Origin of the sequence: Leisingera sp. (genome assembly GCF_034669605.1) — a bacterium.
Classification (GTDB): Bacteria; Pseudomonadota; Alphaproteobacteria; order Rhodobacterales; family Rhodobacteraceae; genus Leisingera.
This window is the reverse complement of record NZ_JAXMOX010000021.1, coordinates 1-20,965: the sequence shown is the minus strand read 5'-3', so window position 1 is coordinate 20,965 and position 20,965 is coordinate 1. Positions and strand designations below refer to the sequence as shown.

Sequence of the window (20,965 nt, the reverse complement as noted above, 5' to 3'; positions counted from 1 at the left end):
AGCGCGGCGGGGAATGACCAAAAAAATGCCACGTTGCTCTGCGCCAAAATGCTTGTGCCGAGTTTTGCCAACCAACTGGGCGACGCAATTTTTGCAGCCCGCCAAATAATTAGAGAGTTTTCGGTTTGAAAAAACACCAACAGAAATGTTCAGGGAGAAGGCGATGAAATAAGTTTGCAGACTTTTTAACCTTCAAAGGCACTAGGAGTTGGGGTTCAGGCCTCGATTTCACTGTTTTAGGATTCCGTTTTTAGAGAGGCGTGACAATGGCAGTAAAAAATTTTTCGAAAAACTTGCGTTTATTGTGCAGTTATTCGCGTTCGATTTCCGATCTTTGCGAACGCCTTTCGATAAACCGCCAACAATTTCATCGATACCTAAACGGTCAAAGCCGACCATCGCACAGAAATATGCTGAAGATTTGCGACCACTTTGGAGTGGAAGAGCACGAAATCCTAATGGACGCCCAGGATTTCCGTCAGCTCATTGCGGTCCGGCGACCTTTGGAGCACGAGGCGGATCCTTTTGGAGAATATATTGCAAAGCTGTATCGGATCAATCCCGACAGCTTATCCGAGATGTTGCCGTTCATTGGCTATTATCATTGTTACTACCGTCCAATCGAGTTTCAAGGGAAAATACAGCGGTCGCTTATGAAGGTATATCGCGATCGCGGATATATTTACATTAAAAATGTGGAAAACTATTCTTCCGTCAAGCATCGATCACGGCGCACGCTAAAATACACAGGAATCGCGTTCCACACCGGTGAACGGATATTCGTACATGAGCGCGAAATGAACGCCGGTCAAATGATCTGGACTACTATTCTCTACCCTGCCCAACGCGATCAAACTTCGGTTCTCACTGGCCTAAGCCTTGGAATCAGCAGCGCCGCAACGCGGGACATAGCCTGCTATCATGTCGTTTGGGAACCACTAGGGCAAACTATCGATCTTCGCCAGGCGCTGAAGGCATCAGGTCTATTCAATGAAGATGATCCGGCCATTTCGGATGAAATCCGGGAAGCAACGCTTAATGTCAGTAGGGCTGACAACCATGGATTTGTCGGTCGGCCTTGGTCACATTTCTGAGACTACAGCTGTCGCACCTTGTCTCTATTTTAGATGCAGTACGCGACTTCACCACTGCCGATCAATCTGCAACTTTCGTCGGGCTGAAAACGCGTAGCGATCATCCGAATGGGAGGAGAGCCCCGTTGTGAGCGCAGGACCGTGGTATGCGGCTCCGCGTGACGGCTATATCAACAGGGAGAACTTGACATGAAACCGAATTTTTTTGCCCGTGCAGCCGTCATGGCTGCAACTGCAGCAATACCGGCCACTGAAGTGCTGGCCACTAACCGTACCGAACCAATAGTGGTTCCGGTTGTCAGCGACACTTCCACTGATGTGATCTCGAAAATCCTCGGCGGGACGCTGACAGAAGCGGGTTATCGGGTGGAGTATGTTGAGGCGGATTACACGGCCAGTTTTTCGGGTATTCAAACAGGCGATCTCCATTTCGCCATTTGCTGGCAATCCACCTGGGAGCTTTGCGAAGGTGCAACCGAAAGCGGCAAAGCCGTCAATGCGGGTGTTTCTGGGGTGAGTTCCGCCGAAGGCTGGTGGTACCCGGTTTCGCTTAAGGAGCACTGCCCCGGTTTGCCTGACTGGGAGGCACTGAAACAGCCTGCTTGCATTGAGGCGCTGGCTACAGCCGAAACTGCTCCGAAGGCCCGTTTTATTGAGGGCCCGGCTGACTGGATCATGCCAGTTCAAGAGATGGCAGAAGCCTTTGGAATAGATGTTGAGCCAATTGCTTCCGGAAGCGCGGCAGCGCTCGTGGCTACGATCTCGACGGCTGCCCGGCGCGGAGAACCGGTAATCGGCTGGGGATATACGCCGCATTGGTATTTTATGAGTGGTGAGGGCGAATTTGTTAAATTCCCTGAATACAGCCAAGATTGTTACCTTGACCCTGCTTGGGGACTAAACGCTGAAGCGACACATGACTGCAATGTGCAGGTTGGGGCGTTGTGGATCTACGCGAACGCGGAGTTTCTCGACAGTGATGCTGGTGCCAAAACAATCATCGACAAGTTTGAGCTTGCAGATGCCCAGGTTGCAACCATTCTGAAGGCAGTCGACGTGGACGGCATTTCATTGGACGAAGCTGTTGCCAGCTGGATGGCTGAAAATGAAACTATCTGGACAATGTGGATTAAGTAGAGGCGCCTCAATTCTAGAACTCCGGCCCGGCCGCTCTGAAAGCCGGGCCATCCTTGCCTGTACGGGCTCCCTGCCGAAACGAGGCGAAAATGCCAATAAATCATAATTCTACATCTTCAGACCGGCAAACACTAATTGAATGCCGGTCGGTCTGGAAACTGTACGGGGACAATGCAAAGAAGGTCGCCGGCAAGCATGGCCAGGATTTAACATCAGATATTCTAAAGGAAGAAGGGGTTATTTCTGCTGCTCGAAACGTGAGTTTCGATGTGCACAAGGGCGAAATCTTTGTGATAATGGGCCTTTCAGGTTCGGGAAAGTCGACGATGCTTCGCTGTATGACCGGGTTAGCCGAACCAACGCTAGGCTCCCTTAAGGTCAAGGGAGCGGATCTTGCCACCGCTTCGCGCGATGAACTGATTACGATACGCCGGCACACAATGGGCATGGTATTCCAGGATTTTGCCTTGCTGCCGCATCTGAGTGTGCTGGACAATATTGCCTTTCCGCTTCGGGTACAGGGCGCGCGCAAGAACGAACGTCTCGCCAGGGCACGCGCGATGATGGAACTGGTCGGGCTGTCCGGTCGCGAAAACTACTGGCCGCATGAATTGTCCGGTGGCCAGCAGCAGCGGGTTGGCATTGCCAGAAGCCTTACCACAGAACCTGATATCTGGTTCCTGGATGAGCCGTTTTCAGCGCTTGACCCTCTGATCCGGATGGAAATGCAGAACGAGTTCCTGCGCCTGCAGAACCTGCTGCACAAGTCCATCGTCTTCGTAACGCATGATTTTGACGAGGCGGTTCGATTGGCTGACCGGATCGCGATTATGGAGGGAGGCCGCGTAGTGCAGATAGGCACTCCCGAGGAGCTGATCATGCAGCCCGCCAATGAATACGTCGCCGAATTCACAGAAAAAATCCCGCGGAGCAAGGTGGTTCGGGTGCGCACCATTATGGGGAAGGTCCAGGCAGGGCTGGCTGGTGCTCCAGTAAACGCAGATGCTCTTGTCGGCGATGTCGCAGGCAAAGTGCTGGATAGCGGTTACCCGCTGCCTGTAGCCGATGAGACTGGACAGATCATCGGTACTATTGAAGCACGGCAGGTCGCGGCTGTGCTGATGAACCTGGGGGTGGCGGCATGAGTGGCATAAGTGACATTTCTCCTAAAGCGAGCGGCAGGATTGCCTATCCGGATTGGAAAGCATTGGTTCTGCCAAGCACAATTCTTTTCACCCTGTTGGTTTGGATGACGGTGGAAGAGGGAAGCTGGCTGCACGATTATCCTGAGAGCCGGGTCTGGGAAATTGCCACCTCGGCCACCGTCGCAGTGAAATATCTAGTCAACGAATTCTCTATTGGCGGTGTCAACTTGGCTGAAGTCACGCGCGACATCGCTGATGTCATTGCTATCCCGATGCGGGGGCTACAGGGTTTGCTAGCGGAAGGCTTCACTGTCTACCACGATGACGGCGGCATGACCGTCATCCCCTCGCTTCCCTGGCCGGCGGTAGTTCTGGCGATGACACTTTTCGCTTGGTGGGCTGCCGGTTCGGGCGTGGCGTTTCTTACGTTCTCTTCGCTGATGTATTTTCTGCTCTTCGGGCTTTGGCTGCCGGCAATGTTGACATTGTCCTCAGTACTAGTCGCAGTCTTGGTCAGTTTCGCGCTAGGTCTTATGCTGGGCGTCTGGGGGTACCGCAGTCCTCGTGCCAATGCTGTGCTCATGCCGATCTACGATGTGATGCAAACCATCCCTACGTTTTCCTACTTGGTGCCGGTGCTATTGCTTTTTGGGTTCAACCCAGTGGCGGCGATGATTGCAACAGTGATCTACGCGATGCCACCTATGGCACGAGTAACTACACTGGCGCTTCAGAGGGTTCCGTCCAATATTAATGATTTTGGGTCCATGAGTGGTTGCACCCGGGGTCAAAAGATGTGGCTGGTGATGGTCCCAGCAGCTCGGCAGAATCTGCTGATCGGGCTCAACCAAGTCATCATGCTAACTTTCGCAATGGTGATCATCGCCTCTGTCATCGGCGCGGGCGGCTTGGGCGGCAAGGTCTATCAGGGGCTCAAAGCGTTGAAGATTGGCAATGCGGTCGAGGCCGGAATTGCCATAACCCTTATGGCCATCGCATTGGACCGGATTTCCAGTGCTATTGCTCTCCGGCGACCGAACCATACCGAGCCAGCGCCGGCTTTTTTCTGGCAACAACACAAACTGACCACGATAGTGGTTCTGTTCACACCAGCCGCATACTTCTCAGGGTATTATTTTCCCGCTTTGCAAACCTACCCTGAGATACTGACCGTTTCGACAGGTAGCTTCTGGAACGATGCTATACTCTGGGTAAGCGACAGTTTTTACACTCAGATCAAGGCGGTGCGGGAAGGTGTGATTGGCTATGCAATGCGCCCGATAAAAAACTTCCTTCTTGATGTACCCTGGAGTGGTTTCATAGCAATTGTCACTGGGCTTGCTTATTGGGCTGGCGGACGGCGACTGGCACTGGTCAGCCTTGGTCTTTTGGGTTTCATTGCCATCACAGGCTACTGGGACGCAGCAATGATATCGCTCTACCTGGTCGCGCTTTCGGTGGTCGTCACGCTGGTTTTGGCATTGCCGATTGGCATCTGGGCCGGGTTAAACGAAAGCGCCGACAGGATCGTCACGCCAATTATCGACACCCTTCAGACACTGCCGAGCTTTGTTTACCTCATACCGGTAGTAATGCTGGTCGGAGTAGGTGAATTCGCCGGTCTCATCGCCATCGTAGCCTATTCCCTGCCCCCCGGAGTGCGATATGCAAAACAAGGCATCCGAAATATCAGCCGCTCTAACATCGAAGTGGCAGATATGTCCGGATGCACAGCCAAGCAGAAGCTGTGGCATGTGCAGCTCCCGCTTGCACTGCCAGATATCATGCTGGGGATCAATCAGACAGTCATGTTCGCCTTCGGGATGCTGGTGATCACTGCGCTGGTAGGCACACGCGGACTAGAACACGACACGCTGGTGGCAATCGCGAAGGTGCAACCCGGAGAGGGCATCGTCGCTGGGCTGGGTATCGCATTCCTATCAATAATCACTGACAGACTGATCGGCCAGGCAAGCCGCAAGCTGCAACAACGCACAAAGCAGAAAAACGATGCAATTAGCTAACCAGATGATAGCGCCGGATACAGCCTTATGCAGGCTGAGCGCGCTAGAAGCACTCGCATTGTTCCGATCGGGGGAGCTGTCACCTGTTGAACTGCTGCAAGCACAAATAAATCGAGCGGCAGAGGTAGAGCCGGTTATCAACGCCTTCACTGAAACCTTCTTTGACACCGCGATGCAGCAGGCGCGGCAGGCCGAACGGCGCTACCTTGATCGCACAGGGGATTTGCGCCCGCTGGAAGGGCTAACTGTCACTGTCAAAGACGTTATTGATCAGAAAGGTGCCCGGACTACCTACGGGAGTCTTGTTTACCGAGACAATCTGGCACACCGCGACCATCCCGTTGTCGCCAGGATCCGGCAAGCCGGAGGTATAATCCATGCACGCACAACAACGTCGGAACTGGCGTTCGGCTGGATTACTGCAACACGGCTTTGGGGTGTGACACGAAACCCCTGGAACCCGGCGCTATCACCAGGAGGCTCCTCTGGCGGTGCTGCTGCCAGTCTTGCTGCAGGGACTAGTACACTGGCAATTGGTTCGGACAGCGCAGGGTCAATCCGGGTGCCAGCCTCGCTTTGCGGGGTCGTAGGCTACAAACCGCCTGCCGGTCGTGTGCCCGACCCGGCAGAGGGGCATGATCCCTATAACGCGATTGGACCATTGGCGCGCAGTGTAGGAGACTGCGCGTTGCTGCAAAACGTGATCAGCGGTGGACATCCCTCCGACATCGGCTCACTGCGTGAGCGTTTAGAGCTGCCACTCACCAATTCGGGCGAAGAACCACTCCGTGTCGCGCTTTCGCTTAATCTTGGTAAGTCATCTCCTGCCAGAAACATCGTGAGTGTCATCTGCGACTTTGCCACTCGAATGCAGCAGGCGGGTATTTCCGTTGAGGAACCTAGTATCTGTTGGCCAGGTACCGTGATTGATGACGCAAAGGACTACGCTGTTAGTCTGATCGCAGAAAGCCTGAGCGGAATGCTTCAGCAACATGGCGCAGATGTATGTGACTATATCGCAAGTGTCGGAGCTGCCGCCCGCAACTGCCCAAGCACAGCGATCCCTCGTGCGTTTGAGACCAAGAAGCGACTCTATGCCGAACTTTCTGCTATTCTCCACTCGGTTGACGCGCTTATTTGCCCAGTGGTCCTGACCAACTGCGTTGGTGCCGAGCAGCGCCCCTGGGAACGAATGATTGTGAACGGGGCCGAACTTGACAGTGACTATGACTGGGTGACAACACCCCATTTCAATATGTTAGGGCAACTACCTGCTCTGGCGGTTCCAATCGGCTGCGATGGGAGCGGGCTTCCGGTCGGTATTCAGATTGTCACCCGGCCGTACGATGATCAGCGCGCTTTCCGTGTCGCGGCGGCAGTGGAGCGAATAGTTCGGACGACAACTAGAGGCTTCTAACATCTTCCAACCGAAATAGCCCACTGGGACTCTGATTAGAGCAAACACTCCAGCCACGCGGCTTTTCTTTCTCATCTCCTGCAAACAGTATTGACCTAATGGGATGGCCGTCAGCTTCAAGAACTGTCTTTGAGCTATTTGGTCCTGCTTTGTGCAAAGCGGTAGTTTTCACGGTTCATCTAGAGAATACTGACGTGGTGGGTTAACCTGTCTTTCCGCAGAGGGTTTCTGCTTCGTCGAGTACTTGGTCCAGAAGGGTCAATATCATATCAACCGCTCGGTCATCTACGGTGAGCGGCGGGCGGATCTTCAGAATATTATCCGCAGGTCCTTCGCACCCGATCAAAACGCGGTGCTCTCGCAGCCGGTTCTTGACGTAGTCCGCAGCCTGCGTTGCAGGCGTGCGGCTGTTGCGGTCCGCTACCAGATCAACACCAATAAACAGTCCGAAACCTCGCACATCCCCGATCAGGGGGTGGCGCTCCGCCAAGGTCCGCAGTCCCGCAAGTAATTGGGTGCCCATATGCTGCGCGTTCTTCATCAGACCTTCATCGTCGACGATGTCCAGCACCTCTTTGCCGATGCGGCAGGACAGGGTTGACCCACCGAAGGTCGAGAAGAACTCCGGTCCGCGGGCGAAGGCGTCGGCGATCTCCCGGGTCGTGACCACAACGCCCAGCGGGTGTCCGTTGCCGATCGGCTTGCCCAGCACAACAATGTCTGGCACGGCGCCCTGCTGTTCGAAGCCGAAGTAATAGTCTCCCAGCCGTCCAAGCCCCGTTTGCACCTCATCTGCGATGCAAATGCCGCCCGCGGAACGAATCCGGGCATAGACTTTGGCCAGGTAGCCCTTGGGCGGGATTATCTGCCCGCCGACGCTTGGAAACGTCTCGGCGATGAAACCAGCCAGTTTACCGCCCCGGTCTGCAATCGCGGCCAGGGCCTTGTCCACCTGCGCCGCGTATTTTTCGGCCCGGTCCGGATCTTCGCGGCGATGACGGCCGCGGTAATCGTCGGCGACCTCAACCAAATGCACCCAATCACTTTGTCCGATGCCGCCTTTGGCGTTAAATTTGTAGGCCGACAAGTCGATCGCTCCCGTTGTATTGCCGTGATAGCCGTGATCGGGAGTTACCATGTCGCGCCCCCCGCTAGCAGCGCGAGCCAAGCGCAGGGCCAATTCATTGGCCTCAGAACCAGAGTTGACGAAGAAGCACACTGACAACGATTCAGGCAGTTTCGAGGTGATCTTTTCCGCAAAAGCTACCTGCGCTGGGTGCAGGTAGCGGGTGTTGGAATTCATGCGCAGCAGCTGGTCCGCGGCGACCGCTTGAATACGCGGGTGTGCGTGGCCAACGTGCGGGACGTTATTGTAGGCGTCCAGATAGGGCCGCCCCCATTCGTCGAACAGGTGGTGGCGCCAGCCGCGCAGCAGCATCACAGGATCGGCGTAGCTGAGCCTCAGGTTTTCGCCAAAGCAGCGCGCCCGCTCCGCCAAAAGCTTGGTTTTGTCGGCTGGCTGGTAGACCATGTCGGCGTCCGGCAGGTTAAGAAGCGCGGCCGGGTTCGGAGAGAGCGCTCCCCAAAGGCCCAGTTCGTCCGGGTCAGCGGCGCCGGGCCAGTGTTCAGCTATGCCCTCGGTGCTGAGTATTAGCTGGAAATGCACATGTGGGTGCCAGCCGCCACACTGCGCCGCATCTCCCAGCCGGGCAAAGGCCTCACCCTCTTTGATCTGCTGACCTGCTTTCAGACGGCCACAGACCTCTGGGTCGAGATGCCCGTAGAGGGTAAAGAAGGGATCCCCATCTGGCGTTTCATGACGCAGGACGACAACGCCCCCTTGGCCCGGGCGGCCGCAGCAGTTTTCTACGCTGTGAACCGTCGCGGGAACGGGGGCAAACACCTGCGTTCCCGAAACACAAAAGACATCTATCCCCAGATGCACCGTGCGGCGGTTGGAGGCCTTCCACGGCCCGGTTTGAAAGGCAGGACCAGTGTAGATCAACCTAGGCTCGCCGTAGTATCCTAGCCAGATGTTCTCGCTGCTTTGGCCGTCCGCCATCGCTTCGGTTTCGGCGGCAAACGGGTCGCGCGGGATGACCGAGCGCTCCACCGACAGGCTGCGCATCGCCATTCCGTCCAGGGGTTTACCCACCAGCGGTGCAAACTGGCCCCGCTGGTGGTTGAGCCAAGACAGGATGCGCGGGGCTGCACCGGTAACCGGCAGGCCGCAAGCCGCACGAAGGCGGGCCTTGATCAGGTCGCCGCTGACGCTGGGATTTTCGAGAAACTGCCAAGCGGGTTTCTGTGAAATCACAACATACGGATCATCTGGATATTCACTGGCCATTAGCGCCGAGTTGACGACGCTGACCGCCAGCCGCATCCGCAGCAGCGGCCACAGCAGATCAACGTCTGCCTCGGTGAGGGGCCAGATGCTATGATATCCGGCCACTACGGATTGCAGCGCCTTTTCGGGGTTCTCCTGACCAAGAACCATGTAGGCGCAAGTAATCGCCAGGTCACAGATGCGCGGCCCGGCGCACATGTCGCCGAGGTCGATCAGCCCGGAAACGCGCGGTGGCTCACTCAGCGAGCCGCGGACCAATATGTTGTAATCATTGACATCGTTGTGGATTGCCACGTTAGGCAAATCTCTCAGAAGCGGTAAAACGGCGGAGAATTCCGCGACGATACAATCCAGGAGCGCGCGCCGATCGTGACCCTCAACCATGTCTAGACAATCAAGAATCCAATCCGATTGCATTAGGTTCCACTTGAAGTCACGTTCAAGCGCGGGATGGGCGAAACCGGATAAGGCAAGCCCCATTTGCCCGACGGCGCGCCCCACATCAAACATCAGTCCATCGGTCTGCGGCTTGAACTCGGCAAAAGTCTTCCCTGGAAGCCTCTCAATGACCCAGACCAGCCGCTCAGCCCCACCCTCGTCCGCTACGGCCAAGAACATGTCGCCGCGGATGCTCCTGCAGACTGCGGGAACGTGGACGTCGGGGGCTTGTGTCCTGATGTGCTCAAGCGCACGGCACTGCAGATCAATGAAACTAGCCTGGCAGTCTGGCCGCATGATCTTCATCACATAGTCATGCTCCCCTTGCGCCAGAAAATTCTGGTCATACTCACCGTTCAGCGGTGTCAGCGCGGCAGTGATGCCCCAATGATCGCTTAGAACCTGTTGCCAGTGATGTACCATCGGGCGATCGCTCCTGCAGTTCGAATATATGTCAGGGCGCCGCAATCCGCGGGCTGGCGGACTACGAAAGAGGGCGCAGACGCCCTCGCGGCGCTAAGAATGCTTGTTTGCAAAGGCCTGCGCCCAGCAAGATTGGCGGGGCGTCAGGTCGGAGTCAGCTCTTCAAGTAACTCAGATGTGGTGCGCTGGCGGCAGTAGCCCTGTACGGCCGAAATGGAATTTTCTTGTCGTTCGGGACTATAGGTCAGGCAGGCATCTGTTACTTGTGTCACCAGATAACCCAGATCGCAGGCGTCGCGGATGGCGCTCTCAACGCATTGATCGGTGATAAGCCCGCTGATCACCAGTTGTTTGATACCTAAGTTGCGCAGAACATAGTCGATATGCGTCGACACAAAGACCGAGGAAGATGACTTTGGCAGCACGATTTCGTCTTCGCCGGGAGCCAGCGCATCGATCACCTTGCCGTCCCAGGCACCCTTGGGCACGTTGAAGCCGGTGATCTTGTAATCGAGACTGCGGTCACGCCCGTCCAGAGTGAGGCTTTCGATCGTCGTATACATCACCTCAAGCCCGGCGGCGCGGCTGGCCTGCTGGAGCTGCTGCATGTTCGGAATGACCCGGCCTTCCAGCTCCGCGAAGTACCAGCCGTATTTCTCTGCGACTTCGGCCTCCGGCATGTTGACGAATTCGGCGCCCTTGCGATGGGCGCCAAAATTCTGAACGTCGATGAACAGAAGGGCGGTTTGCTGCGGATCGACGGGAATGTCTCGGCTCAGTGTCATGTGGTTCTTCCTTAAAGCAGGCTTTCGATGGCGGTGCGCAAAAGACCGGCCCAGCGGCTTTGGCCCGCGTCATCGGCGATCAGGTCGTTGCGGATTTCAATCAGGCTGTGTGGCAGGCCGCTGGCCTCGCCGTGGCGGGGGACGAACCAGTCGGACTCGTCATCGATCTGATAGGGCTCATTCATGCCCACCGACAGCTCCGGTGCTTGCTCCAGCAAGGCGTGGCGCAGTCTTTCAGGTGTGTCTGCATCGCCGCGGTAGAGGAAGGCTATGTCCCAGGGACGCACCTCACCGGCCATCCGGGCGGTGAAGCTGTGGATCGAGATCAAGAGTTGCCGTTCAGGCTGCCCCCGGGTCTCTGTGACAGCCGCCTGGTAGGGGGCGAAAATCCCGGAAACCCGCGCCGCGCGGTCCTGCTGGGTCAGGCCGCGGTTGCCGGGAACAGGCGTTCCGTCGCTGATCAGTGGCATTGCGTCGGGTGCCTCCGGCGGCCGGTTGCAGTCGATCACCAGCCGGCTGTATGCCTGCAGAACCGCAGGTGCTCCCATCGCGTGGGCCAGCTTGCGGGTCACTGCCGCGGCGCCGATGTCCCAGCCGATATGGCGGTCGAGGTCTGTGCGCGACAGCCCGAGGCCGGACAAGCGTTCCGGGATCTGCTGCCCCGCATGTTCGCAGACCAGCAGAACCGGATGGCGGCTGGCGCTATTCAGAAGCTCCACCGGGGCTGGGTCGCGCGGACCTAACAGCGTCGCAGGATCGGATTTGACGTTTCCGTAGGTCACACTTTTTCCGCCTTCAGTGCGAGGGATGGGATTAGTCCGTTGGGACGGAACAGGAGCACGGCAACAACGATGCACAGGCCAATCGGGTCGCGGAACTCCTGCAGCTCCTGCGGCAGAAAGGCGGCAAGGTAAATCTCGATAAATCCGAGCAGAAAGCCCCCGGCTACCGCACCGCGCAAGGATCCCAGACCGCCCAAGATGGCTGCGATGAAGGCCTTCAGTACCGGTGTGAAGCCCATCAGCGGATCTACCGAGGCACGCTGACTGACCCACAAGACCGCTGCGACACCGGCCAGCAGGCCGGACAGGGCAAAGGCGCCGGCGATCACTGTATTGGCACGGATACCCATCAGCCTTGCCACGGCAAAATCTTCGGCTGAGGCACGCATGGCGATGCCTGTTTTCTGGTGTTTCATGAACCGGTCAAGGAACACTAGCATGATGACCGTTGCCGCGATCGCGGCGATCTTGTTGATGCCGATGATCAAGCCGCCGAACTGGACGCTGGCCGAGAGGAACTGGGGAAGCACCACAGCCTGGGACCGCGCCGAGATCAGGTTCTGAAACAGAACCTGGAGGATCATTGCGATGGCAAAGCTGGTGACCAGCATTGTCGCGCCGGAGGCATTGCGGACAGGGCGGAAGGCGATCCTCTCCATCAGGACTGCTGCCGCCACTGCTGCGCTAACGGCCAAGGCGACGGACAGAACAAAGGGAAAGCCCGCAAGCCCGCAGTACATCAGCACATAGCCGGCAATTGTCATCAGTTCACCGTGGGCGAAATTGATCAGCCCCATGATGGAAAAGACAACCGCCAGCCCCAGCGCGAGCAGCGCATAGGTGCCCCCCAAGGCAAATGCATTAACAGTCTGCTGTAATATCAGGTCCATATCAGCCTGCTCCCAAATAGGCAGATTGCAGTGAATCCGACTGTGCCAGTTCTGCAGCAGAGCCCGCTGCGACGATCCTGCCGCCAGACATCAGGTAGCCGCGATCAGCGACTTCCAAAGCCATGGCTACGTTCTGTTCGACGACGGCCAGCGTCACCCCTTGATCGCGCAGCAAGGTGATCAGCTCGAACACCTGCTCGACAATCTTCGGGGCAAGCCCCAGCGACGGCTCATCAAGCAGCAGCAGCCGAGGGTTGCTCATGAGAGCGCGGCCGACGGCCAGCATTTGCTGCTGCCCGCCCGACAGCGTGCCGGCGAATTGATCACGGCGCTCATGCAGAATGGGAAACAGCGTGTAGACACGGTCCCAAGCCGCCGCCACGGCCAGTTTGTCGCGGATGCCATAGGCACCCATCAGCAGGTTTTCTGCCACGCTGAGGGTGCCGAAAACACGGCGCCCTTCCGGCGACAAAGTAAGCCCTGCCGGGGCCAGGGTCTCAGGAGCGTTGTGGGTGATGTCCGACCCGTCAAACATCACTGTACCGGCGGCAACGGGAACAAGGCCGACAAGGGCATTAAGTGTTGAGGACTTTCCGGCCCCGTTGGCTCCCAGAAGGGCGATGATTTCGCCCTCCCGGATTTCAAAGTCGATGCCGCGTACCGCTTCGACTGCTCCGTAGTGAACATGGAATGATTGAACAGACAAAAGCGCTGACACCGGGACGCTCCTTATTGCATGCGTGGCGCTGGGATCAGCGAGGCATCTGGTGAGGGCTGCCCGACGAGTTCGCGCTCGCCGTCCGCAACGCGGATCAGCGAAACCTGGCGAACCGGCATTCCATCCGTGCCTTTGTAGGTGATGAGGCTGGTCGCCCCTTGAACATTCTCCAGCCCGGCAATCGCATCGCGCAAGGCGCTGGGTTCCACTGATCCGTCTGCCGCCAGTACAGCTGCCTCCAGAACCTTGATCAGGTCGTAGCCGACTGCACTGAAAATCGTTTCCGGCGGGGCGCCGTTGGCGGCTTCATAGGCGGAGTTGAAAACTTCTAGCGGACTTCCAGGCGTTGCATGGCCCGCGGTGGTGAAAACGACGCCCTCGGCAACGTCGCCCAGCGAGAAGGTCGTCGGGCTATCGATGCCGTCAGAGCCGATGATCTGGCCGGTCACGCCCGCCGCGCGCAGCGCCTTCAGCAGCGAAGGGAAGTCCGGCTCATAGGCCGACGTCATGATGACATCCGGCTGCGGGTCCAGCGCTGCAACCTTGGTGGCGATAGCGGAAAAATCCTGCTGGCCGATGGTATTGGTTGCCTGCCCGGCGATGGTGCCGCCCAGTTTCTCGAACACTTCAGCAAAATAGAGCGGCATAGTCGTGTACTGGGTGTCGGGCGAGTAGATGATATAAGCGTTGCGGTGGCCCTCGTCCCAGGCCCATTTGGCGGAGACGGTCGCCTGCACATTGTCGCCCGGGAAGTTCGAGAACATGTAGTCGCCGCCGATCATCGGCAGGGTCGGCGAGGAGGCGCAGGTCGAGATTGCCGGGATCTGGGCCGAAGAAATGACGCCGATTGCAGCCAGCGCCGGATCGGAGTCGCAGGGCAGCACGATCACGGAGACACCGTCATCCGCCAGCTCTTGGGTCGCAATCGAAGTTTGCGCCGCATCGGACCGCACGTCCTTTTCGACAAGTTCGATCTTGACGTCGCCGCCAATGCCGCCCTTTGCGTTGATCTCGTCGGCGGCCAAGCGCATCCCGCCAGACACCGGCACGTCCGCGTAGGCCAGGGCCCCGGTTTGTGCTGTGGCGACTCCGACGCGCAGCGTTTCGGAGAGGGCGGGAGCCGCCGCAATGGCGGCAGCCAGAGTGGATGATAGAAGCAGTGCTTTCATGGGTAAGTCTCCGTCTGTTGGGTTCTGGCCTCTGGGATCATCCGGCCAGTTCTGGTTTGCGCCCGGGTTGACCCTGGGGCTTAGTGTTTTTCTTGGAGCTTAGTTTTCCGGGGCCGAGGTAGGCCTCGATGACCGCGGGGTCCTGCCGGACCTCAGCCGGCGTGCCTTGGGCGATCAGCTTGCCTTCGTTCAGCACCGCCAGCCGGTCGCACAGCTGATTGATCAGGGCTAGGTCGTGGTCGACCATCAGGATGCCGATGCCCAGATTGCGGGTGAGGCCGCGCAGGGTTTCCATCAGAGCGTCGGTTTCCTCACGGTTCATGCCCGCCGCCGGTTCGTCCAGAAACAGCAGGGTCGGCTGGCACGCCAATGCACGGGCAATTTCAACGCGGCGCTGATCGCCGTAAGACAGGTTGCCGGCATTTTCTCCAGCCAGGGCTGCAACTCCTAGTTCGGCCAGCGCCGCCTGAGCGCGCTCCTCTGCTTCGGCGCCGCCGCGCGTTGACAGGGCGGCAACAAGTACGTTCTGATGAACCGTCAGATCGGGAAACAGGCGAATGTTCTGAAATGTTCGTGCGATACCATGATCCGCAACCTTGTGCGAAGGGATCCCTGTCAGGTCAACGCTGCCTTGCGTCACGGTTCCCTCGCTCGGCTGCAGGACACCCGACAGCATATTTAGCAGCGTGGTTTTTCCGGAGCCGTTAGGGCCGATCAGGCCGAGGATTTCGCCGGGCTGCAAGGCCAGCGACACATTGCTGACCGCGACCAGGCCGCCAAACCGCATGGTCATGCCCTTTGCAACAAGCGGCGTGGAGGCGTGTGCTTTGGGCATGGCGGGCGCAGCGTTGCCAGCGGCAGCGGGCGGAAAGAGTCTTTCTTCCCATTCTTTCAATCCGGCAAGGCCTTCGGGCTTGCGGAACATGGCAAGCAGAATGATCAGCCCGATGCCGATCTGTGTTGTGCCGAAAACCGCGGGAAGTTCGATGCCGCCTATGGACAGGCCGCTCTCCAGTCGGCGCAGGACCTCGGTCACCAGCGTGATGATCACCGCGCCGGTCACGGCGCCGGTAATGGTGCTCATGCCACCTACGATCAGCATGGCCAGCAGTAGAAACGTGTCGTTGAAGTAGAATTTCTTGGGGCTAAACGCACCCAGAAAATGAGCTAGTAAAGCACCAGCCAGCGCCATGGTCATCCCCGCCAGCACGAAGGAGATCAGGCGCTCGCGCGGGATGTTGATGCCGACGGCCGAAGCCGCAATCGCGTTTTCGCGGCCCGCCCGCAGCCTCAGTCCCGAAATCGAATCCCGGTACAGCCGCGCAAGTACCAGCGCCACGATGACGCCTGCCACCGCAGTCCAGATGCCGGTTTCGCGGGGCACTCCGAAGAATGACTGCGCGCCGCGGGTCACATCCCGCCAACCGATGATCACACCATGCACGATGATCAAGAGACCCAGGGTCGAAATCGTGGCGGCGGATCCTTCCAGTCTGCCGATTGCCGCACCGACAAGCAGCGCCACGAGACCCGTCACTGCCATCGCAATCACCGTTGCGGGCAGCAGCCCCATTTCGGTGGTCGCCAGCCACTCCGGCAGATGCGGCAGGGTTGCGATCTTCAGTTGCGTCGGCAGCGTCAGCAGGGCGGAGACATAGGCGCCGATCGCCATGAAGGCCACATGGCCGAAGCTGAGAATGCCGCTGTTGCCGCTGTAAATGCCGATGCCGACCACGCCGATCAGCGAAATCAAGAACACCGTGACAATCCGCTCCGCAGCGGGCCCAAGGAAACTAGCGATCACTGCGGTGCCGACGGCTCCGGCGATGATTGCAGAGAGGGCGGCAAGCATGTGCGTTCTTGGCGAAGTGATCATGGACGGCTCCCGTGAAGTTGCCCCTACAATGCTGATCGTTAATTTTCAAAGTCAATATTTTTTTGCTTGTTGACATTTTATTTTCAAAATCGTCTTTGGATGCATGAAACAAGAAATGCATGTCAGAACGCGGCTGGAATCCTTGTCGGACACGCTGACCGCGACCGAGCGAAAACTGTGTACGGCGTTATTGCTGGACTATCCGTTCGCTGGCTTGGAGCCGATCCAAGTGCTTGCGGAAAAGACGAAAACATCGCCCCCCTCCATCTCGAGGTTTGTCGCCAAACTTGGCTTCTCGGGCTATCAGGACTTTCAGCGCCACCTGATCGACGAGCTGAAGGAGGGCAACCGTTCGCCTCTGGACCTGCATCAGAGCGATCGTGCGATGAAGGGGGACTTCCTGGAAGATTTCGTCAACAGGGCTACAGCACTGCTGTCAGAATCGACGGCAGCGATCACTCAAGCGCAGTTTGACCGTGTCTGTGATATGTTCGCTGACGAAAAGCGCAGCGTCTATGTGATCGGGGGGCGCATCAGTGATGCGCTGGCTTTGTATCTGTCGCGCCACTTACGGCAAATGCGGGGCAATGTTTATCACCTGCCTGCTGATCCCGAAATCTGGCCCGAATACCTCTTGCGCATGAAGCCGCGTGATGTGGTTTTTGTGGTGGATTTCCGGCGCTATCAGCCCAGCCTCGAACAGCTTGCGGAGCGGGCGGCCAGCCGACAGGGCGCGCAGGTTGTCCTGCTAACGGACAAGTGGCTTTCACCTGTTGCGCGAGTGGCAAGCGAAGTCATCGCGACACCTATCGAAAGTGGTACCGTATGGGACAGCTATGTCGGCGCGCTGGTGCTGCTGGAGGCGGTTGTAACGCGGATTGCGGAAGGCGGCTGGGATAAGGCGCGCAAGAGAATTGAGCGATGGGATTCCCTTCGTTTGGAAATAGGAGAGATAAGCGATGATTAAAACCCCCTTGGTATTCGCAGCGACCTCGGATTTCGCCGGTAAGATCCGCGGCAAAAGCTTTCCGCTGGCGGACCTGGACAAACGCTCGGCCAAGGGGGTCGGATGGACACCCACCAATGTTCAGATCACCTGTTTCGACAAAATTGCCGAGACACCATTTGGATCCTTGGGCGATCTTCTGCTGGTGCCCGATGCGGAAACGCTGGTTGATATCGATTACGGGGATGGCAGCCCGGCGGACCGGTTCGTGCTGGGAGACATCCGCGAACTTGACGGAGCGCCCTGGAGCTGCTGCACGCGCTCTATTCTCAAGCAGGCGCTTAAACGGCTGGAGGATCTTGGCGGTGTCAGGCTGGTTGCTGCCTTCGAGCACGAATTCCAGCTGGATGCGGAGTCGCCCGCATTCGGCGAGGCCTATACCCATTCCGGTTTTCAGCAGAAACGTGAACTGGCCGAAAGCCTGATGGCGGCGCTGGGGCAAGCGGGCATGGAAACGGATACTTTCATGAATGAGTACGGCCCCGACCAGTACGAGGTCACGATTGATCCCGCGGATGGTTTGCGCGCCGCCGACCATGCTGCTGTTTTGAGAGAGGTCACCCGGTCGGTTGCCCGCAGATGCGGGGAACGAGCGACCTTCACGCCGATCCGCGACCCTGAAAACGTCGGCAATGGCGTGCATATCCACATGAGCTTTGTAGATGCTCAGGGGATCCCAGCCACTTATGATCCGGCAGGTCCTGCGGGAATGTCCAGCGTGACCGGAGCGTTTCTGGCAGGTGTACTGAAATACCTAGACAGCATTGTTGCCTTCACCGCACCGAGCGACGTGTCTTACCTGCGCCTGACGCCGCACCGCTGGAGCGCAGCCTACAACAATCTGGGCTTGCGTGACCGCGAGGCTTCTTTGCGGATCTGCCCAACTTCGGCACAGGACGAGGCCGGCATTGCCCGCCAGTATAATTTTGAGTTCCGGGCCGGCGACGCCGCTGCCTCGCCGTATCTGGCGCTTGCTGCAATCGTGCATGCTGGGGCGCAAGGCCTGCAAGAGAATCTGGCCGCGCCGCCAGTGACCCAAGAAGACTTGTCATTGCTGTCCGCAGAGGCCTTGAAGGCGCGCGGCTACACCCGGCTGCCTGAAGCGCTGCCCGAAGCCCTCGCGCGGTTCGAGCACAATGACATTGCTCGTGCCTGGTTTCCGGAAGGCTTTGCAGAAGTCTACCTTGCTCATAAATGGGGGGAGCTGGCCTATCTAGACGCGATGCCGCCAGAGGAGAGATGTGCTGTCTACGCCCAAGTTTACTAGCGCCGCTCCGTCCGAGTAACGTAAAACCTGGTTGTTCAAGGAGTGAGCCAACTGTCAGGTTGGGCCATTGATGCGCCACGCATGCTTGAGGGGTTGCTTTCCCGTTTCCTAGCAAGGTCGTGCTAAGCGAATGAATTTGGCGGAGCCGCTCCTCGCTTTTCAAGGTTGAGTAGTGGTCCGATCGGCCTTGCCAAGTTATCTGCCGTGGATTGGAAAAAGCGTGAGACCGCGTAATCAGGCCGATAGTTCGGCAGCATAACCTTCCCACAGCTTGAACCCGTCGGCTCTGGCATGGCGGTAGGAGAGAGTGGAAAGGCGATAGCGGCGGGGACGAAAGATCGTACTGATTTGGTCGTGGGCGACGAGAAATCGTTGCGCCTGGCGTGGTGACTTGAACCGACCCATCATCTTTTCCCGCTTTCGCGTCGGCCGGTGTGACCCTTCGATCCTGTTGTTGAGCCCCTTGTGCGCCCGATGGTCGGCGTCCGGCGTGATGGCCTTGATCGGCTTGGTATAGCTGCGCAGCTTGTCCGTGATCACGACACGCGGTTCGCCATAGGCTGCAACCAGTCGGCCGAAGAAACGCTTTGCGGCTTTGGCGTTGCGGCGAGGCTGGATCAGAATGTCGAGTACATCTCCATTGCCATCGATTGCACGCCACAGCCAATGTTTCACGCCGTTGATCGGGACGACCACTTCGTCCATATGCCATTTGTCGTGCGGCCGGGGCCGGTCGCGTCGGATACAAGCCGCGAACTGAGACCCGAAACGGTTCACCCAGAGACGAACCGCTTCACGACTGACGATGACGCCACGCTCCGCCAGGAGGTCCTCGACATCCGCCGTGCTGAGAGCAAACCGATGATATGCCCGCACCGCAAGGGAGTGTCCTGAAATCTGTGTATCTGGCCCGGCCCATGCGGTTTCAAATACTCAAGCGTCGAAGCGCTCGCCGAACATTATGGCGAACTGATTGCGAGCCGCAAACCATTCCCGTACGTTCCGGCCATCCTTCTCAAATTTTCGGATTGCGAGGTAGATCAGCTTGGTCGCGGCCTCGTCGGTCGGGAAGGAGCCACGCGTCTTGATTGATTTCCGGATCACGCGGTTCAGGCTTTCTATGGCATTTGTGGTGTAAATGATTTTCCGGATCGCCGGATCGAAGGCAAAGAACGGGATTACCTCCTGCCATGCCCTGCGCCAGGCCGGGGCGATGGACGCGTATTTCCCGGCCCATTTTTCCTCGAAGGCATCGAGCTCGGCCTCGGCCAAGTCGGCGGTCGGGGCGCTGTAAACCCGGAGCAGTTCGGCGGCCACGGCCTTGCGATCCTTCCAGGAGCAGAAATTCAGGGAATGACGCACCAGATGCACGATGCAGGTCTGGACCATGGCATCCGGGAAGGCGGCGATGATGGCCTCGGGAAAGCCCTTCAACCCGTCCACGACGGCGATCAGGACGTCCTGATCGCCCCGGTTCTTCATCTCGTTCATCACAGAGAGCCAGAATTTGGTGCCCTCGTTCTCGGCGATCCACAGGCCCAGAACCTCACGGCTCCCATCGCGGGTGACGCCGAGGGCGACGTAGACGGCCTTGTTCTTGACCGTCCGGCTGTCAGCATCACGGATCTTCACCCGCAGCGCGTCGAAGATCACGATGGGATACATCCGGTCCAGGGCGCGGCTCTGCCATTCCCTGACTTCGTCCAGCACCGCATCGGTGACGCGGCTGATCAGGTCGGGCGAGACCTTCAGGCCGTAGAGATCAAGCAGATGGGCCTGGATGTCCCGCACCGTCAGACCGGCGGCGTAGAGCCCGACGATCTTATCATCGATCCCATCGATCCGGGTCTGGCCCTTCTTCACCAGCTCGGGCTCGAAGCTGCTGTTACGGTCCCGCGGGATCGCAACTGGCATCTCCCCCTCCTGACCTTTCAGAACCTTGGTCGACGTGCCGTTGCGCCGGTTGCGCTGACCGGCAGGCGCGTCCTCGCCTTCTTCATAGCCCAGATGCGCTGTCAGCTCGGCACCCAGCATCCGCTCCATGAGCTTGATCTTCAGCTCTTTCATCAGCCGGCATCGCCGAGCAGGTCTTCAGGGCGCTCCACGCCCTTCAGCAATTCGTCCAGGATTTCTTTCGAGATGCTCATTCATGCTTCCTTTCGGTGAAGCATGAACCGGATCAGTCATACACAAAAGATCGGGCACTCTCCACCGCAAAGGCGATGATTTAACGAGGAAAACGGAAGCCCTTCAGCCGCGGCAATGAGGTCGGTATGGTCATGGTACCGCGCTATCCGAGAAGGACAACCCAATCAACTTGATGGTGTGGACAGCTCCACCGAACGGCATCGCAATGTGCCATGCTGGAGTTGTTGAATCCAACAGGAGATAGGAGCTGTCCATGCATATTACAACACTCGGAATCGATTTGGCCAAGTCGGTCT

General features: G+C 58.0%; 15 protein-coding genes and 1 pseudogene. 7 read left to right on the top strand and 9 right to left on the bottom strand.

Features of this window, described 5'->3' with window-relative positions:
• The first annotated feature begins 266 nt into the window (after positions 1-266).
• From VOI29_RS04370 to VOI29_RS04350, 5 genes are all read left to right on the top strand, one after another.
• Entirely contained in the window at positions 267-1,094 is an 828-nt protein-coding gene (locus VOI29_RS04370; protein WP_323776214.1) for a helix-turn-helix transcriptional regulator, read from the top strand.
• A 189-nt stretch (positions 1,095-1,283) separates the two neighbouring features.
• A complete protein-coding gene (locus tag VOI29_RS04365) occupies positions 1,284-2,231 on the top strand; it encodes a glycine betaine ABC transporter substrate-binding protein (protein ID WP_323776213.1) in 948 nt (315 codons plus the stop codon).
• Between the two features lie 89 nt (positions 2,232-2,320).
• A complete protein-coding gene (locus VOI29_RS04360; protein ID WP_323776212.1) occupies positions 2,321-3,376 on the top strand; it encodes a quaternary amine ABC transporter ATP-binding protein in 1,056 nt (351 codons plus the stop codon).
• Positions 3,373-5,400, top strand: a complete 2,028-nt coding sequence (locus VOI29_RS04355) for an ABC transporter permease (RefSeq protein ID WP_323776211.1) — start codon at positions 3,373-3,375, stop codon at positions 5,398-5,400. Before VOI29_RS04360 ends, VOI29_RS04355 begins: the two co-directional genes overlap by 4 nt.
• Positions 5,387-6,817, top strand: a complete 1,431-nt coding sequence (locus tag VOI29_RS04350; RefSeq protein ID WP_323776210.1) for an amidase — start codon at positions 5,387-5,389, stop codon at positions 6,815-6,817. Before VOI29_RS04355 ends, VOI29_RS04350 begins: the two co-directional genes overlap by 14 nt.
• 202 nt (positions 6,818-7,019) lie before the next feature.
• On the opposite strand, the gene VOI29_RS04345 is transcribed toward VOI29_RS04350, so the two are convergent.
• The 7 genes from VOI29_RS04345 to VOI29_RS04315 all read right to left on the bottom strand — a co-directional run bounded on the left by VOI29_RS04345 (position 7,020) and on the right by VOI29_RS04315 (position 16,248).
• Positions 7,020-10,028 (bottom strand): aminotransferase class III-fold pyridoxal phosphate-dependent enzyme, encoded by a 3,009-nt coding sequence (locus tag VOI29_RS04345; RefSeq protein ID WP_323776209.1) that lies wholly within the window; start codon positions 10,026-10,028, stop codon positions 7,020-7,022.
• Positions 10,029-10,171: 143 nt separating this feature from the next.
• Complete coding sequence (locus VOI29_RS04340) at positions 10,172-10,813, bottom strand: cysteine hydrolase family protein (protein WP_222455156.1); 642 nt, start codon at positions 10,811-10,813, stop codon at positions 10,172-10,174.
• 11 nt (positions 10,814-10,824) lie between these two features.
• Entirely contained in the window at positions 10,825-11,595 is a 771-nt protein-coding gene (locus tag VOI29_RS04335) for an N-formylglutamate amidohydrolase (protein WP_323776208.1), read from the bottom strand.
• Positions 11,592-12,485, bottom strand: a complete 894-nt coding sequence (locus VOI29_RS04330; protein ID WP_323776207.1) for a branched-chain amino acid ABC transporter permease — start codon at positions 12,483-12,485, stop codon at positions 11,592-11,594. The genes VOI29_RS04335 and VOI29_RS04330 overlap by 4 nt, the downstream gene beginning before the upstream one ends.
• A 1-nt stretch (position 12,486) precedes the next feature.
• Entirely contained in the window at positions 12,487-13,203 is a 717-nt protein-coding gene (locus VOI29_RS04325; RefSeq protein ID WP_323776206.1) for an ABC transporter ATP-binding protein, read from the bottom strand.
• Between the two features lie 11 nt (positions 13,204-13,214).
• Positions 13,215-14,372 carry an ABC transporter substrate-binding protein gene (locus VOI29_RS04320; protein ID WP_323776205.1) on the bottom strand — a complete coding sequence of 386 codons (1,158 nt, stop codon included), beginning with the start codon at positions 14,370-14,372 and terminating at the stop codon, positions 13,215-13,217.
• A 37-nt stretch (positions 14,373-14,409) separates the two neighbouring features.
• Positions 14,410-16,248, bottom strand: a complete 1,839-nt coding sequence (locus VOI29_RS04315) for a branched-chain amino acid ABC transporter ATP-binding protein/permease (protein ID WP_323776204.1) — start codon at positions 16,246-16,248, stop codon at positions 14,410-14,412.
• Between the two features lie 103 nt (positions 16,249-16,351).
• Between VOI29_RS04315 and VOI29_RS04310 the strand changes: the two genes are divergently transcribed.
• Together VOI29_RS04310 and VOI29_RS04305 are read left to right on the top strand one after the other, a co-directional pair.
• Positions 16,352-17,215 (top strand): MurR/RpiR family transcriptional regulator, encoded by an 864-nt coding sequence (locus VOI29_RS04310; protein ID WP_323776203.1) that lies wholly within the window; start codon positions 16,352-16,354, stop codon positions 17,213-17,215.
• Positions 17,208-18,521: a glutamine synthetase family protein gene (locus tag VOI29_RS04305; protein WP_323776202.1), complete on the top strand. Its 1,314-nt coding sequence runs from the start codon at positions 17,208-17,210 to the stop codon at positions 18,519-18,521. Before VOI29_RS04310 ends, VOI29_RS04305 begins: the two co-directional genes overlap by 8 nt.
• Before the next feature lie 234 nt (positions 18,522-18,755).
• Here the strand turns inward: VOI29_RS04305 and VOI29_RS04300 are convergent, their stop codons facing one another.
• Entirely contained in the window at positions 18,756-19,418 is a 663-nt protein-coding gene (locus VOI29_RS04300) for an IS6 family transposase (RefSeq protein WP_323776229.1), read from the bottom strand.
• Positions 19,419-19,454: 36 nt separating this feature from the next.
• Positions 19,455-20,668, bottom strand: a pseudogene (locus tag VOI29_RS04295) (IS256 family transposase).
• Positions 20,669-20,965 lie beyond the last annotated feature (297 nt).

Excerpts from the sequence above, each read along its gene's own strand:
- VOI29_RS04370 (WP_323776214.1), top strand. The coding sequence starts at position 267 with ATGGCAGTAAAAAATTTTTCGAAAAACTTGCGTTTATTGTGCAGTTAT.
- VOI29_RS04365 (WP_323776213.1), top strand. The coding sequence starts at position 1,284 with ATGAAACCGAATTTTTTTGCCCGTGCAGCCGTCATGGCTGCAACTGCA.
- VOI29_RS04360 (WP_323776212.1), top strand. The coding sequence starts at position 2,321 with ATGCCAATAAATCATAATTCTACATCTTCAGACCGGCAAACACTAATT.
- VOI29_RS04355 (WP_323776211.1), top strand. The coding sequence starts at position 3,373 with ATGAGTGGCATAAGTGACATTTCTCCTAAAGCGAGCGGCAGGATTGCC.
- VOI29_RS04350 (WP_323776210.1), top strand. The coding sequence starts at position 5,387 with ATGCAATTAGCTAACCAGATGATAGCGCCGGATACAGCCTTATGCAGG.
- VOI29_RS04345 (WP_323776209.1), bottom strand. The coding sequence starts at position 10,028 with ATGGTACATCACTGGCAACAGGTTCTAAGCGATCATTGGGGCATCACT.
- VOI29_RS04340 (WP_222455156.1), bottom strand. The coding sequence starts at position 10,813 with ATGACACTGAGCCGAGACATTCCCGTCGATCCGCAGCAAACCGCCCTT.
- VOI29_RS04330 (WP_323776207.1), bottom strand. The coding sequence starts at position 12,485 with ATGGACCTGATATTACAGCAGACTGTTAATGCATTTGCCTTGGGGGGC.
- VOI29_RS04320 (WP_323776205.1), bottom strand. The coding sequence starts at position 14,372 with ATGAAAGCACTGCTTCTATCATCCACTCTGGCTGCCGCCATTGCGGCG.
- VOI29_RS04315 (WP_323776204.1), bottom strand. The coding sequence starts at position 16,248 with ATGATCACTTCGCCAAGAACGCACATGCTTGCCGCCCTCTCTGCAATC.
- VOI29_RS04310 (WP_323776203.1), top strand. The coding sequence starts at position 16,352 with ATGAAACAAGAAATGCATGTCAGAACGCGGCTGGAATCCTTGTCGGAC.
- VOI29_RS04305 (WP_323776202.1), top strand. The coding sequence starts at position 17,208 with ATGATTAAAACCCCCTTGGTATTCGCAGCGACCTCGGATTTCGCCGGT.